The sequence below is a fragment of the Bartonella sp. MR100HLJHH genome, from assembly GCF_042194215.1.
GTDB classification, from domain to species: domain Bacteria; phylum Pseudomonadota; class Alphaproteobacteria; order Rhizobiales; family Rhizobiaceae; genus Bartonella; species Bartonella grahamii.
The window spans coordinates 192,664-208,003 of record NZ_JBHIMR010000002.1 but is presented as its reverse complement, the minus strand read 5'-3'; the positions used below and the strand labels follow the sequence as shown (position 1 = coordinate 208,003).

The following is a 15,340-nucleotide window of genomic DNA, read 5'->3' as shown; positions in this document are numbered from 1 at the left end:
TTATGCCCGCTCGTAAAAACTCCAAAACCATGAGATAAACCCCACGTTTATTGAGAGGATTAACAAACCTTGTTTTCTGAGATTAAGCCCCCCGAAGAGAGAGATTAAAGAATACCCTCAAAGGGAATTACACTGTGATACGTTGGATTTTTGCGCCACAACGGACTAATTTTTCCTCTAATCTCTCAAATCCACGATCAAGATGATAGACACGATTGACGATTGTTTCTCCCTTTGCTGCCAATGCTGCAATCACAAGAGAAACAGAAGCGCGCAAATCCGTCGCCATGACAGGAGCCCCTTGCAAATTCTCTGTTCCATAGACAGTTGCTGTCTGCCCATCAAGCTTTATCGAGGCCCCTAAACGATTGAGTTCTTGAACATGCATAAAACGATTTTCGAAAATCGTCTCTGTAATATGCGAGATTCCTTCAGCCCGTGTCATGAGCGCCATGAATTGCGCTTGGAGATCGGTTGGAAAAGCAGGATAAGGTCCTGTTTTAATATCAACAGGCATAATTTTTGTGTTCTTTGGATTTCGCTTAACATGAATTCCTTGAGGTTCTATTTGAATCTCGAGTCCTGTTTTTTGAAGTACCTTAAGCACTTTTGTAAGATGATTAGGATTTGCATTTTTAAGAAAGACATCGCCTCCTGTCATAGCAACAGCCATTGCATATGTCCCCGCTTCGATTCGATCAGCAATGACGCGTATTTTTGTTCCTTTAAGTTTTTTAACCCCTTCAATTGTAAGCGTTGTTGTTCCTTCACCAGTTATTTGAGCCCCCATAGCATTCAGGGTTCGAATAAGGTTTGCCACTTCTGGTTCACAAGCCGCATTCTCAAGAAAGGTTGTTCCCTCTGCCAGTGTCGCCGCCATAAGCATTACATGGGTTCCACCAACTGTGACTTTAGGGAAACGATAGTGAGCACCTTTTAACCCCCTTGGTGCTTTTGCATGAACATATCCATTTTCGATCGTAATCTGTGCGCCTAAAGTTTTGAGTCCCTCAAGGATAAAATCGACAGGTCTTGTTCCGATAGCACATCCTCCAGGAAGCGACACATAAGCCTCTAAGCATCGTGCAAGGAGAGGTCCGATAACCCAAAAGCTTGCGCGCATTTTTTTCACCAGTTCGTACGGCGCACGTGTTGTCGCTATTTTTTGCGCAGTAAAATGAATTGTTCTTGAATTCACACACTCATCGTTAAACTCTTGTCCATCAACAGCATACCCAACACCATGATTATTGAGAATACGAATAAGCAGTTCGACATCGGCCAGATGAGGGATATTTTCTAAAGTGAGCGTTTCTTCTGTCAAAAACGCCGCAATCATAAGAGGCAATGCAGCGTTTTTTGCCCCTGATATAGGAATGGTTCCTTTAAGCTTTTTCCCCCCAACAATTTGAATAGAATCCATAGTGTTTTCCCTCTTTTCCTTTGTGCCTGCCCTTCCAAAGGTTTTTCCCCCTTCGGGAAGTTATGCTTTATTAATCGTTTTAGAACGCATTCTAAATATGAGAACAAATTATTGAGAAGTTTAGTTGCAAAGCTTCACTAAAAAACATTTTTTTGCATTTTAGAGCTCTGTTTGCGCTCTTTGTCGGCTTTGCTCTTTTCGACGTTTCAGGTTTTGACGCAATTGTTGCGCCAATCTTTCTTGACGCCGTTTTGCTTTTTCATTTTGATGATTCATTTCATTTTGTTTTTGTTTTTGATGCATTTGTGTCATTGCGCAACCTTTTAAACAGTGTTGAGCTTCTATCCAAGCAACTCATAACCTTAAATATTTAAGCATATAAGAAACATATGTCATGACATAAGATACGTTTTCTTGCAAGAATATACAAATGTTCTCTTGCCTATTTTCTGACAATATGGCACAAGACAGCGCAAAGATTGAAAAGGGGCTGCGGTAGCTCAGTGGTAGAGCACTCCCTTGGTAAGGGAGAGGTCGAGAGTTCAATCCTCTCTCGCAGCACCATTTTATTCTTCTTTTGTTTATTCTTCTCCTACCCCTCTCCTCTTTTCTATAAGCATCAATCACCTCCATTGATCCTCCATCAACGAAAGTATCATGCGCAGCATTCTCTCCCCAGTGAGAAAGGCTCTTGCCTTATTTATTAGTGCCTCCCTAACACTCAACATCTAACACTCAACATAAAAGCAGCTAAAACCCACGCCCCATACGTCTCCTGTCTCACTTCCCCAACACGCCTCCCACAGTTCCTCATGCATAGGCTCTTCATACCTCTCTTTCCCTATACCGACTAAAACAGATAGCCCCCAAAAAACAAAAGCATAACGCGCACCATTGTCACCGCCATAAAAAAGCACTTGGCCCTTTCATGAGTAAAATAATACCTCCCCCCCTTAACACTCAACACAAAAGCTCCCAGAACGCACGTGTCCCAATACGTCTAAACAAACTTTAACGCTCCCACTTCGCCTTCAAACATCTTCCTCCATTTCCCAACAAGTTTTCATCTTCACTCCAAATCCCCTGCGCTTCCTGTGCCCCCTACTTGCCGCTCTCCTCAAACACCCCACTTGCTTTTCCCCCTCTGCTCTTTCCTTTTTATAAAACTTTTCCCCTGCTCAATGCTGTACAGATCCCTTTCTTGCCCGCCTCATTCTTGTTTTGCCCACCAGCAGACGCTTTGCATTCACTCCCCGCTCTCTGTTTTTCCTTTCCTTCAAAGCAATTTCTGTCCTTATACTAAAACCTGTCTCAACACACTTAATTTGCTGTACCATCTTCTCCAAAGCCTCATTAAAACGGCTAATTTCATTTTCAAGCTTGCAAATATACGCTTCATCACGATAAGCACGTTTAATCAAAGGTGGCATATCAGGCCAATAGAGCATTAAATCCACCCATTCGCGTTGAGAAATCCATAACCCTCCTTGACATTGTGCTTTATGTTCTGCTGGAAAAGTCTTTTGCATAAAATGAGGGATCAAAATTTCAGGTTTTTTTGTTTTTATTTCTAATAAGCCATTTTCTCCCACAAAAGCATCGGGAGAAAATCCTTGTCCGCGATCATCTGCCAAAACAAAGCCAATACATTCAGGTTCTGTATGCGTAAGTTTTGCATAGAGTTGTCGTGCGATTGGTTCTAATTCTGTCCCACGTCGCTGAGAAACCGTTGTTCCTTCCTCAACGGTTTTTCCTGTAATTCTTTCTCCCGCCAATTTCATCATCACACTATGATATCGTGAAGTTTTTTGCCCCTGTTTTTTTTGTGCCATAACCATCTCAAACAAAGAAGCCGTAATCAAACCATTGCGTACTTTCTGCCATTCTTCCGTTCCCTGAATACAATCGATAATGATTGGCATAGTATTTCTCCCCTTCATCTTTAAAGTGTTTTTTGCAATATATCCTCTTTGAAACATTCACATTGTTTAAGCCTGTATCCCTCACACGGACTAAAGGCGACAGCATCCTTCAATGCATCCCTCAAGTATTGTGCCCCTAAAACAAAAAAACTGCTGCCCCCCTCAACATCCCCCCGCAAATTTCTCAATCACCCCAATGAAAAACCCAGCCGACAACTTTTCCCCCTCGCAAACCGCCCGTAATTTCTCATCCACAGACTCTTTTCTTCATGCCCCCCTTTCCCATATCGGCTAAAAATTTTCCCCCAAGCTCCCCCCAAGAAGGAAAACATAACACGCATCATGGTCACCGCAATAAAAAAGCATTTGCCCTTTCATGAGTAAAATAATGCCCCCTTAACACTCAATATAAAAGCTCCCAGAACACACGTGTCCCAATACGTCTAAACAAGCTTTAACGGTCTTAATTCCCCCTTCAAACATCTCCTTCCATTTTCCAACATGCTTTACGTATCACTCCAAGCCACTGATAGTTACCTCTCCCCCCAATTTCCTCAATCCCCCCAATGAACCCAGCCGACAGCTTTTCCCCTCGCAAAGCTCCCGCAATTTCTCATCCATAGGCTCTTTTCTTCATATCCCCTTTCCCATATCGGCTAAAAATTTTCCCCCAAGCTCCCCCCCCCCAAGAAGGAAAACATAACGCGCATCATGGTCACCGCAATAAAAAAGCACTTGGGCCCATCATTGCGGCTCCCTTTTTCAATCTAGCTATTGCACGACGGAAAAATCATGGCGGCAATATTCTTCCTCCAATTTTTTTACCATAAACTGAGCCACCTCTTGCGATATGAAAAGAATAGCGTTGTGTTTTTGTGGTTCGAGTCTGATTAAATTTCGCATATTTCCAGCATAATAAAGTGGAACCCCTTGATAAGAAGTCTTGAGATAACTTGGCATGTTTACCACCAATAATCTGTCAAGACATCACATGGGCGTAAACGATGCTGTTTTTCATAAGAGCCATAGAGATTATCTTCATAATCGCAAGCGGCTCTTTCATTTAAACAAACATGATAAGCTTCACTATTCAAAACGAAGGGCTGCAATGGCGTATTTTCTTCATTCATTTCATGATTTTCGACATAAAAGTCAGCGATTTGTTCCGTAACATCTTCAGCATGAGAAGTTGTCAGATCGAGTCGTAAAACTCTATAAACAGTTTCACATTCTTCAATCAGTTCGAGCACTTCTTCGATTTCATCGATTGGTCCTTCATAAGTATTAGGATTTTCCTCTTCGCATAAAACGATAATGATTTCATCCTCTTTAACGAATGGAATATTTTTCATGATTTCCCCCTTTAGATAGTTGATAAAGCATAGCCTTGTCTTGACAAGACTAAATATAGCGTTAGTCTTATATCCTCTATAGGAGAGATGTCAACCATTTTATCCTTCATAAAAGATATATTTTAAATCTCTGCGGGGTTCAAATGACATATGTAAATAAAAATCTATTATTCTTTGTTCCTCTCATGTCCCTTTGTTGTTCTCTATTTGTTCTTACTCGATTGCAATTATAAACACGCTGGAGAGATAAAATGAGTGATATAATATTAATAAAATACTGGAGTCGTCTTGATTCAAAAGCACAGAAGGAACTTATTTTGGAGCTTCGTCAACGGGTCGCCGCAAAAGAGTCAAAATCGCCTGTCTCTCTTGCGGAGAGAGTTTTGAAATAAGCTCTATAAATTCTTTATCTTCAGGGCTAGCCCCTTTACCGTAAAGAATATAATTCATACTGATATTAATTTCGTGACAAATTCGCGAAAGAGATTCGATTGTTGGTTCTTTTCCTTCAGAAAGAATAGAATGAAGGTATCCCGCACCTTTACCAGCAGAGAGGGAGATAGATCTTTTTGACCGCCCACTTTTTTCCAAAGCGATCCTTAATCTTTGACGCCAACCATCGATATTCATAATTTCACCATATAGCGCGTCTTTTACAAAAAACACGTCCTTTTTATAAAATTGGCTTGCATTATCCTCTAAAAAGGATAAAATTAAGGAAACAAATTTTACTTTTTAGGGGGAAAATTTTTTATTTTTGGATCATAAAAACACTTTAACCACCCCAAAGGATATAAAAGCCACCTCCAAAAGTTGCTGCCCAAAAGCAGATATATTGAAAATGTGTGGTACTCTTTATTTTTTCCATCACCGCAATCTTAAATCGTAAGTTTGCATGCACTTCAAGCACACCCAATCATTTATAAACGTCGTAAAGAAGCCTCTCGTCATCATCAAACAGAGCCAAACAAAACACAAGCTGAATCCCTATTTGCGCTTTTATCGTCAATAAGAATGTATAAAAAAAAGAAAGTAGACTGCAGTATGAAACACGCTAATCAACAAGAAACTCCTCATTATGAATCGTCCAGGCTTCCGTATGTTTGTTGGTATCAAAATGACTTTCTAGGAGGTGTTCGTGGGATGCGCGCACACGAGATTGGAATCTATACGATTCTTCTCAATGAAATGTATGCACGCGGTCGTCCTCTAGAAATATCGGAAGAACGTTTAGCGCGTCTTTGTGGTTGTGACAAGCGAACTTTTGTTAATGTTTTAGAAATGCTCATCCAAGAGGGTAAGATTTTAAATTTAGCCAATGGATTATGGAACAAGCGTTGCGAAAATGTTTTTCAAGAGCGTGAAAAATTGCTTGAACAAAAATCCTTTGCGGGTCGTTCTTCGGCAAAAAAGCGTAAAAAAATCAATGCTGAGATTCAACAACTGCTTAACGAGAGTACAAAAGATGCTGCACAAAGCTTAGAAGCTCAAAAGACAGAAGAAAAGAAAACACCTCACGGTGTTTTTGAAAAGAAAATTTTGTGTGATGAGATAGAACCTTGTTTTTCCTGCGAAGAAAACTTTGAACAAAGCGATCACCAGTCTCTCTCTTTAGCTCTTGATTCTGCTCTCCCTTCCCCTCCACAAGAAGAAGCGGAGCAAAAAAACGCCTCTCCCCTAAACACTCCACAAGCCGATTTTGCCCCCGCCCCTATTGCGCAAATTGTCATGGGGGAAAAAACAAAATCCGCCACCAATCTCCCACCCAGCAATCTTCCTGTATCCATCCCGCCTTCTTCCAACAAAAAAACCACCGCCTCAGTTGCCAAAGGACACCGTCTTCCTGAACATTGGCAAGCAGACATCAAGGCGGCAGTTTCAGAAGGTTTGAGTGAAAGCCAAGCCTATTGGCAAGAAAAGAAGTTTCGCGACTATTGGCAAGCCAAGAGCGGAAAAGAAGCTCTCAAAGTAGACTGGCAAGCCACATGGCGCAACTGGTTTCGCCGTGAGATCGAACGGCTAGAACAGCAAAAACAGGGAAGCTCCTCATCTTTCATCTCTGAGAACAACGACATGCTTTACCGCAGTTTGATCAACTATAGCGACAATTCTTGACATCACACGAACAACGTATTTTTCAAGCACGCGCGGGGACAAAAAATGTTTCAAAACCATAAAAATAACAACAAAAACAACAATGAAATAAGCTATTCATACAGCAAAACAAGTCAACACCACCCCTACAACTCTCATCACAAAAGTGCTCGCCCTACACACGCCTCATCTCTTGCACGCAAAGGAACACAAACGCTCTCCAGCCTCTGTGTATCCATCCCGCCTTCTTCCAACAAAAAAATCACCGCCTCAGTTGCCAAAGGACACCGTCTTCCATGCACTTGGAAAATAGTTATCAACGCAGCAGTTTCAGAAACTTTCAGCAAAGATCATACCCTTCAAACAACGCTCGTCAGCCTTTCAGCATCCACCCCCTCTTTCTCGAGAAACACCCTTCTTCCAATTACCGCCTTTGCCAAAAGGGGTACCGTCTTCCTGAGCATTAGCAAGCAGACATCAAGGCAGCAGTTTCAGAAGGTTTGAGTGAGAGCCAAGCCCATTGGCAAGAAAAGAGCGACAAAGAAGCTCTCAAAGTAGACTGGCAAGCCCCATAGCACCACGGATTTCACTATCAGATCGAACGGCTAGAACAGCAAAAGAGAGTCCTCATCTCCTAAATCTTGAGAAAAACAGCAATAATATCACGAATGACCATGAGCACAATTTTTGAAATCAAACAAAAACTTATCTCACAAGCAGATAGAATAGTAGAAATGCTTCTTCCCCAAGGGCACAAACGAGGCAACAATTGGATTGTAGGCAACACACGTGGTGAAGCTGGTCAAAGTTTATCAATTTGCTTGAGTGGCAGTAAAGCAGGACTTTGGTATGATTTTGCAGAAGGCACTGGAGGAGATCTTTTAGACCTTTGGTGTGAAGTCAAAGGCATTAGCCTCTCTCAAGCATTAGAAGAAGCACGCGCAACTCTCAATCTGACACGCCCAAAACCCTTTATGGTCCCTCATCGTTCCTATCGCCGTCCACCGGTTCCTACAGGGCAGACCCCGCAGAATCTCGTAAAAAACTATCTCCACAAAGAACGCCACATTCCTCTAGAGGTTATAAAGCGTTACCGCATAGGAGAAAATGGTGAAAAAATCATTTTCCCCTTTTATAAACCCGATGGCACCCTTGCTCTAGTTAAAGAACGGCTCGCGCAAGCAGGAGCAAAAAGCAAACCAACAGCCTCTCAATGTGAACCGATTTTGTTTGGTTGGCAAGCCCTTTGCCCCCCCCAAAACACCCCCTCAACCCACCCCGCCTCTACACAGGCATCCCAAAACACACCCTCAACCAACCCAACCTCTGCACACGCATCCCAAAATACCCCCTCAACCAACCCAACCTCTGCACAGGCATCTCGAAATACACCCTCAACCCACCCCGCCTCTACACACGCATCCCAAAACACCGCCTCAGCCCACCCCGCCTCCACGCACACGGCCCAACAGGCAACCCAGCACGCGCCGTTTCCCACTTTTTCTTCAACAAACCGTACAATTGTTATCACTGAAGGAGAAATTGATGCACTTTCCTTAGCTGCCTATGGATATCCGGCGGTTTCTGTTCCCTTTGGGGGAGGAAGTGGAGGCAAACACAACTGGATTGAAAATGAATTTGATCATTTAGAATCTTTTGAAACGATTTTTTTAGCCACAGATATGGACCAGCCCGGAGAAGAAGCAGCCCTCGAGATTGCCAGCAGGCTTGGACGCCACCGTTGCTACCGTGTACGTTTACCCCTTAAAGATGCCAATGATTGTTTAACCGCAGGGATTGATAAAGCCACCATAAAAGCCGCCTTTTCCTCAGCACAAAGCTTTGCACCAGAAGGTTTACGGCGCGCCTCAGACTATAAAGATCAAGTGATTGGGCTTTTTTGGCCAGAGCCTGAAAAACATCTTGGTTATACGGTTCCCTATCCTAAACTGAAGGACAAATTGCATTTCCGCCCAGCAGAATTAACGCTTTGGAGTGGTGCCAGTGGTGCAGGAAAAAGCCAATTGTTATCAGACTGTATTCCCCATTGGATTGCGCAAAAGAGTCGCCTTTGCTTAGCGTCTCTAGAAATGAAAGGAGAACAATCTTTACGGCGCTTAACCAAACAAACAGGCGGCTTAGAAAAGCCTACAAAAGAGACGATTGAACGGATTCTTCATTTTTTAGACGATGGGCTTATTCTTTATGAACATGTTGGCAAATCAAGCGTTGACACCTTGCTTGATGTCTTTGACTATTGTCGTGCGCGCTATGGCTGCGATCAATTTATCATCGACAGTCTCATGCGGCTTGGCATTGCCTCTGATGATTATGCAAGACAAGAACAAGCCGTTTATAAAATGGTTGATTGGGCTGTTTTAAACAGTGTACACATTCATCTTGTAGCCCATGCCCGCAAAGGCGGTCTGGATAAAGATATCCCCAGCACAGAAGACATTAAAGGTGCCTCAGAAATTGGCGCCAATGCCTTTAATATCATCACCATTTGGCGCAATCGATCGTTAGAAGACAAAATCTTTGCCGCCTCTCTAGCACAAGAAAAAGCAGATTTAGCCAAACGCCCTGGCGTCATTATGAATATTGCCAAACAACGTTCTGGTGATTTTGAAGGCAAAATAGGGCTCTGGTTTGATCCTCAAACCTACCGCTATCGCTGTTCTTTTGAACAATCATTCCCTCGACGTTATCTGTAATGCTCCATAAACCCCACTCTCTTTAAAAACGCCTCCGCCTTCACACGCGCACGCCTTGCTCCCACAGAAACAACAGGAAGGATAAATCCACAAATGATAAAAAACACCCAATCCTTCGAGAACCAAAGCCAGCCCAACCCCATATTCTCTGCTCCCAAACGCAAACAAAAAAAGATCGCTCCAACAACGGCGCAAAACACCAGCCCCTTCAATAGCCACAAACAACGCGTCAGCACCCCATCTTGCCGCCCCCTCATATGCAAAATCAAGAACCACTCCAACACTACAGCAAACACGATCCCTATCAAGGACAGGAGTCCCCACGGTATATCCATACTCTCCATCCCCTAAAAGAGCCAAAAAAAAGACGACTCCTAAAATACAGTAAAACAGCACTTCCTTCAAAAAGAGGGAAATACCACAAATACAATAAAACGCCGCCCGCCACCACGGAATATCGAAGCGCTTGGAAACTTTATAAGTACCAATAACGACAACAATAAAAAGGTAGGAAAACACCAACAACAGCAAAAAAAACAAATCGTTCGACATCACATACCCTTCACAGCAAGCACATTAAAGGTCACACCCATGGAGAAAAAAACACCACCTACCTCAAGAACCAAGCCCCTAGAACACGCGCACGCCTTACACCCTGATAAATCAAAGGAGAAAGAAATCCAAAAATGAATAAAAACACCCAATCCTTCGAGAACCAAAGCCAGCTCAACCCTAGATTCTCTGCTCCTTCACGAGTAAAAAAAAGGATTAGTGCCAAAATGCAGCAAAACAGCACAAAATTCAAAGAACGCAACAACCTCTGTAACACCGTATCACTTTGCTCGCGTATAAAGAACCCCAAGAGCACTTTCAACAATACAGTCAAGAGCAATCCCTTTAAGAATACCGCCCTTACGCTATCCATATCCCTGACGCCCACAGCAGCAAACCACAGGATAAAGCCCATCATGCAACAAAACATGACCGCCTTTAAGAACACTTGCCCCGCCACAGGCATACTCTTGACGCCCAGATGCACCAAACCAAGGACAGTTGCAAAAATGCAAGAAAACACCGCCCCCTTCAAAAACAGCTCCCCACCAACAGCGCGACTGCCCACGCCCACATAAACAAAACCAAGGTAGGTGGCAACAATGCCATAAAGCACCACCCACCTCCAAAACATCCACCCTGTAACAGAGCGACGCTTTGCTCCCTCATAAATAAAAATCAAGGCCAGAGCAAAAAAGCAGAAAAAAACCAACAACAGCCAAAACATCACATCGTTCGACATCAAATACCCCTCATAGAAAGAACATCAAAGATCACGCCCGTAGAGAAGAGAAATGCTCATTTTTTTAAGCCCCCCAACAGTACACGCACACACCGTACCCCCTCCAGAGCAAAAAAAGGAACAAGTCCAATAGTGCCCGCAAACACCCCATTGTTCGAGATCACAAACCAGCGAACCCCCATATGCTTGGCCCCATTATGCACCAATCCAACAACAGCTCCAACAACGCAGGAAAACACCGCTAACTTCAAAAAAGATACCCCACGCGATATCCCCTTACCCCGCACCTTCATAAGTAAAAATCAGAGACCATGCCAAAAATGCAGAAAAACGCCAGCCCCTTCAAAAACATGTCCCGCGCAACCACCATATGCCCCGCTCCTTTATTAAGTAAAAATCAGAGACCATGCCAAAAATGCAGCAAAAGATCAATCCTTTTCAAAGAATGAAAGCCTAAACCCAAGACGCCTTGCCCCTAGATAAATAAACCCAAGGACAAGACCAAAGACAACGCCAAAAAGAATGTGAAAGACCCACTTGTTTGAGAACCACACCCAAGTCAAACCAAAATGCTCAGCTTGCGCATAAACAAACTTAGAGACAGTGATAATAATGAAGCTCAACGCCATTTTTTTTAAAAAAGCCTTCCTTGTAACCCCGAAAGACCTCATTGCCGCATAAACAGACACAAAGACAAGAGCAACAAAGCAGAAAACCTCCAACCATGGCAAAAAAAACAAATCATGCGGCATCAATATCCCCCACAGCAGTAAAATTAAAGGTCACGCTCATCATGCAGAAAAACGCCAGCCCCTTCAAAAACATGTCCCGCGCAACCACCATACGCCCCGCTCCTTTATTAAGTAAAAATCAGAGACCATGCCAAAAATGCAGCAAAAGATCAATCCTTTTCAAAGAATGAAAGCCTAAACCCAAAACGCCTTGCCCCACGATAAATAAGCCCAAGGACAAGACCAAAGACAACGCCAAAAAGAATGTTAAACACCCACCTGTTTGAGAACCACACCCAAGTCAAACCAAAAAGCTCAGCTTGCGCATAAATAAAATCAATGACAGCAGCAAAAATGAAGCTCAACAACAACATCTTGAAGAACAAACCCTGATTTACACCACGCCGCTGCATTACTTCATAACCCAACATAAGGAAAATGCCAGGAGTGCCATAAAATACCACAGCCCGTAAAAATACGCCCCACGTCATCCCCAACGCCTTCATTTCCATATAAACAGACACAAAGACAACAACCACAATGCAGAAAAATACTAGTCTTTTCAAAGACAAAGCACCGCGCAACATCATTCCACTCCCCCATCAAGCCATTCAAGGAAAATCCACCATGCAACAAAACACCCCTCTTTTCAAGAGTCAAATCCATGGGGCTCCCCCACACAAACGCAACAGTCCAAGTCACCCCCAAGAGCGCACAAACCCTCACGCACACTCCAACACATGTCTTCCTCTAATCCCCCTGTTTTGCCTAGAGCAAGCAACATTTTTTAAAAACGAGAAGCAAACGATAATTTTTAAGGAGATGATATGACCCATCAAGAGAGAAAAAATACGCAAACCTGCCCGCTTGACCATCAAGATAAAGGAAGGCACATTGGTCATTTAAAGGCGCAAGAAATCCCTGTTGAAACGAGCAATCCTTATTTTCAATCCAATCATCCAGAAAACTCCAGCAATCCGCGTACCATCAATGCCATTGCCAATGCACAAAGCCATCCCATTGCACTTTTATATGCCAAAGGACATCTCAGCAAAGCCCAATATAAAGCGGCAGAACGTTTTTATTTTTACTGGCGTCAAAGTCAAGCCGATCTCCACATGAGCCTTGACTACACCCGTGAAAAGGTTTCCTGTAGCCAAGGGTACACACACCCCATTGAACGTCAAATAGAAGCATCCAATCATTTAAAAACAATCAAAGTTCAACTGGGTATTCTTGGCTATTCACTGCTTGAACGCGTTATCGGCTATGGACAAGCAATCAAAGAATTAAGTTCTTCAAAACGCAAACAAAATTCCCTTGCCGATCATTTACGAGATTGTTTAGACTTGTTAGCATTTCATTGGGGATATGCAAACCATAAACATTCTGAATAATCCCCCTCCTCGCCATTCTAAGCTACCTCCCATGTTGCTGCCCCCTCTAAAGCCCCCCAGACGGGCTCAACCATCCAGAAGCTCCCCCCCACCTCTTCCATCCCCTCACCCCCCCACACACCCAAAAGGACAATACTTCACTCCACACCCACTCAAAATACACTCCGCACCCTTAAAAACAAAAATCCTTCCCCCACACCAGTCCTGTAATCATGGGGTGCTTTTACGTTTATTCGTTTTTTATTGAAGAATACGTTTTGTTTAAGATGCTTGCATGCATCATAACAGCTTTAAATACAGTTTAATTGTTTAATTAATATCGAATCTCAAAATAAATATTCAATTGAAAAAAGTATTCATTAATTTTTAATGCAAAATGACATAATCTTCTTTTTTGTAAAAAGTATTTTTTATATTGATATCTTTTCAATTCTCTGCTAATTATAGCGTAATAGTTTTGTAAGTATGAATTTGTGGATTGAATACAGTCTTTTGAGTTCATTTTTTTAACATGTCCTACTAGCCAATGTTAAAATTCTCCTGCTTTTAGTCCTCTGATTACAACAGGGGACTTTTTTTTACGACTGTACTTTTTTATAACTGTATTGTCTTAAATCACTCTCTTATGAGCTTTGTTATATTCCTCCATAAAATCTCCCCGCAAAATGGATCATTCTTTTGTCAAATTGGCTTGCGTTCCATCCTCAAAGAACAAAGCTTTTTAACCCAATCTGATCTACAAACAGCTTGGATAGACTTCACTCTTGATTTTCCATTCAGGGTTTTCAGCTAAACTCAAGGTGCGACAAAACAAGCTCTGCCCTAAAAATCCACCGCACCCTTAAAAAAACACTTCAATATATCCAAGGCGGCTGGCTCTCATATCACCAAACCGCAAATGACAGTGTTTTACGACATAACAGAATGACTTATATTTAATGACTTTCTTTATCCTGTACCCCACCAAAAGGTTGATGTATCACGACACCATATTGATTTATAATTATAATCACCCGTTCTTCATATTAAAATAAGAGACCCGAATATCATAAGGGTTCTCTCATTTTAAATTTATTTCAGGTTGCAAGAATCAACGCCATGTCTTTTGCACATTACCAACATGAGAGACATATGAAATAAAACACTTCAAAGATAAAGAATCAAAATGCCTCTTATAAACACGCTCAAGCACTAAAGGCTGTCATCACATTAGGCACTAGAATAGTATGATAGTGCTGGCTTTCCCCTTATGAGCTTTTAAAGAAGGGCTTCTCCACTTCACGAGAGATTTCCCCATTATCCCATTCACCAACATCCCCATTCACCAACATTATTGTGAGATAAGACAACATGATGTTTTTTAAATAAGGACGTAAATGTGCAACACAAGTATATTCTGTTTAGAACATTCTGTTTTACGTAAGGCGCGTAAAACCCCATTAAAAAACTGGCATCCCCACGAGAAAAAATCTAAAGCGTGAGGATAAAAACATAAAGCAAGCGTGATTCCATTCAGCTATTGCTCTTTAACCGTCAAACCGCATAAAACATAGATCTCGGAAAGACGGAGGGAAGCTTTATCCATAGCACTTCATATTCTTCTCAAATATGTTGATCTTCCTGCTTTAAAAGATAAACTAAAAATATATACAACATCTCTCCTAACACCCCCCTCTTTCTAGCATCCCTCAAGAATCAAACGTTATACAGCTCATTTTGTCATATTATAAAGCACTGTTATTTTAAGGCGGTGTTGAAACAGTTAAAATAATTAAAGTGTTTAACCAACGCCATTAGCGAAGCAAAAAAACAAACTGTTGAAAAGCAGTGTAAATCTTGTGTAAACATAAAAAAAACAATAAAAAGGCACAAAAATATCTTAATTATTATAAAAATACTCAGCGTCTTTTACGATTGTATTGACGAACAACCCTGATCACATAATCATCTTAAATGTTGAGAATAAAGAATGAATAGCCCTAACAAATACTGCAACCTATCAATAAAAATATAAAAACAAATCTTTTGGCTATCCCTGTTTTTTACGGAATAGGCCTTTCCCTTTGGATACTGCTCACTCTCATGAAGCAGCATCCAAACTGTAGAGGATGCACTCCGCCTTCAAAAGAGTGCATCCTTCCCCTCAACGGATACTGCTCAACCCTGATAAAGCAGCATCCAAACTGTAGAGGATGCACTCCAGCCCTCAAAAGAGTGCACCCTTCCCCTCAACGGATACTGCTCAACCCTGATAAAGCAGCATCCAAACTGTAGAGGATGCACTCCAGCCCTCAAAAGAGTGCATCCTTCCCCTCAACGGATACTGCTCAACCCTGATAAAGCAGCATCCAAACTGTAGAGGATGCACTCCAGCCCTCAAAAGAGTGCACCCTTCCCCTCAACGGATACTGCT

15 protein-coding genes and 1 tRNA gene are annotated in these 15,340 nt (G+C 42.2%); 4 read left to right on the top strand and 12 right to left on the bottom strand.

Annotated elements, in window-relative coordinates:
• Positions 1-127: 127 nt before the first annotated feature.
• Positions 128-1,423 (bottom strand): UDP-N-acetylglucosamine 1-carboxyvinyltransferase, encoded by a 1,296-nt coding sequence (gene murA / locus ACFIJ7_RS02210; RefSeq protein WP_375644517.1) that lies wholly within the window; start codon positions 1,421-1,423, stop codon positions 128-130.
• Positions 1,424-1,582: 159 nt separating this feature from the next.
• Positions 1,583-1,735, bottom strand: a complete 153-nt coding sequence (locus ACFIJ7_RS02205; protein WP_375635612.1) for a hypothetical protein — start codon at positions 1,733-1,735, stop codon at positions 1,583-1,585.
• 177 nt (positions 1,736-1,912) lie between these two features.
• On the opposite strand from ACFIJ7_RS02205, the gene ACFIJ7_RS02200 reads away from it, so the two are divergent.
• Positions 1,913-1,987, top strand: a tRNA-Thr gene (locus ACFIJ7_RS02200).
• A 614-nt stretch (positions 1,988-2,601) separates the two neighbouring features.
• Here the strand turns inward: ACFIJ7_RS02200 and ACFIJ7_RS02195 are convergent.
• From ACFIJ7_RS02195 to ACFIJ7_RS02180, 4 genes are all read right to left on the bottom strand, one after another.
• Positions 2,602-3,345, bottom strand: coding sequence for a YqaJ viral recombinase family protein (locus tag ACFIJ7_RS02195; RefSeq protein WP_375644516.1), 744 nt, complete (start codon positions 3,343-3,345; stop codon positions 2,602-2,604).
• A gap of 771 nt (positions 3,346-4,116) precedes the next feature.
• Positions 4,117-4,305 carry a hypothetical protein gene (locus ACFIJ7_RS02190; protein ID WP_375644515.1) on the bottom strand — a complete coding sequence of 63 codons (189 nt, stop codon included), beginning with the start codon at positions 4,303-4,305 and terminating at the stop codon, positions 4,117-4,119.
• A gap of 2 nt (positions 4,306-4,307) precedes the next feature.
• Positions 4,308-4,697 (bottom strand): hypothetical protein, encoded by a 390-nt coding sequence (locus ACFIJ7_RS02185; RefSeq protein ID WP_015856872.1) that lies wholly within the window; start codon positions 4,695-4,697, stop codon positions 4,308-4,310.
• A 312-nt stretch (positions 4,698-5,009) separates the two neighbouring features.
• Positions 5,010-5,327 carry a transcriptional regulator gene (locus ACFIJ7_RS02180; RefSeq protein WP_015857134.1) on the bottom strand — a complete coding sequence of 106 codons (318 nt, stop codon included), beginning with the start codon at positions 5,325-5,327 and terminating at the stop codon, positions 5,010-5,012.
• A 414-nt stretch (positions 5,328-5,741) separates the two neighbouring features.
• Between ACFIJ7_RS02180 and ACFIJ7_RS02175 the strand changes: the two genes are divergently transcribed.
• Positions 5,742-6,812 (top strand): YdaU family protein, encoded by a 1,071-nt coding sequence (locus ACFIJ7_RS02175; RefSeq protein ID WP_375635609.1) that lies wholly within the window; start codon positions 5,742-5,744, stop codon positions 6,810-6,812.
• Positions 6,813-6,949: 137 nt separating this feature from the next.
• On the opposite strand, the gene ACFIJ7_RS02170 is transcribed toward ACFIJ7_RS02175, so the two are convergent.
• A complete protein-coding gene (locus tag ACFIJ7_RS02170) occupies positions 6,950-7,138 on the bottom strand; it encodes a hypothetical protein (RefSeq protein WP_375644514.1) in 189 nt (62 codons plus the stop codon).
• Positions 7,139-7,465: 327 nt separating this feature from the next.
• Between ACFIJ7_RS02170 and ACFIJ7_RS02165 the strand changes: the two genes are divergently transcribed.
• Positions 7,466-9,505, top strand: coding sequence for a toprim domain-containing protein (locus ACFIJ7_RS02165; protein ID WP_375644513.1), 2,040 nt, complete (start codon positions 7,466-7,468; stop codon positions 9,503-9,505).
• On the opposite strand, the gene ACFIJ7_RS02160 is transcribed toward ACFIJ7_RS02165, so the two are convergent.
• The 5 genes from ACFIJ7_RS02160 to ACFIJ7_RS02140 all read right to left on the bottom strand — a co-directional run bounded on the left by ACFIJ7_RS02160 (position 9,482) and on the right by ACFIJ7_RS02140 (position 12,120).
• Entirely contained in the window at positions 9,482-10,057 is a 576-nt protein-coding gene (locus tag ACFIJ7_RS02160; RefSeq protein ID WP_375644512.1) for a hypothetical protein, read from the bottom strand. The genes ACFIJ7_RS02165 and ACFIJ7_RS02160 overlap by 24 nt on opposite strands.
• A gap of 58 nt (positions 10,058-10,115) precedes the next feature.
• Positions 10,116-10,799: a hypothetical protein gene (locus ACFIJ7_RS02155; RefSeq protein WP_375644511.1), complete on the bottom strand. Its 684-nt coding sequence runs from the start codon at positions 10,797-10,799 to the stop codon at positions 10,116-10,118.
• A gap of 56 nt (positions 10,800-10,855) precedes the next feature.
• Positions 10,856-11,050: a hypothetical protein gene (locus ACFIJ7_RS02150; RefSeq protein ID WP_375644510.1), complete on the bottom strand. Its 195-nt coding sequence runs from the start codon at positions 11,048-11,050 to the stop codon at positions 10,856-10,858.
• A 177-nt stretch (positions 11,051-11,227) separates the two neighbouring features.
• Complete coding sequence (locus ACFIJ7_RS02145; protein WP_375639137.1) at positions 11,228-11,551, bottom strand: hypothetical protein; 324 nt, start codon at positions 11,549-11,551, stop codon at positions 11,228-11,230.
• A 149-nt stretch (positions 11,552-11,700) separates the two neighbouring features.
• Positions 11,701-12,120, bottom strand: coding sequence for a hypothetical protein (locus tag ACFIJ7_RS02140; RefSeq protein WP_375644509.1), 420 nt, complete (start codon positions 12,118-12,120; stop codon positions 11,701-11,703).
• 237 nt (positions 12,121-12,357) lie between these two features.
• Between ACFIJ7_RS02140 and ACFIJ7_RS02135 the strand changes: the two genes are divergently transcribed.
• Positions 12,358-12,927 carry a hypothetical protein gene (locus ACFIJ7_RS02135; RefSeq protein WP_375635598.1) on the top strand — a complete coding sequence of 190 codons (570 nt, stop codon included), beginning with the start codon at positions 12,358-12,360 and terminating at the stop codon, positions 12,925-12,927.
• Positions 12,928-15,340 lie beyond the last annotated feature (2,413 nt).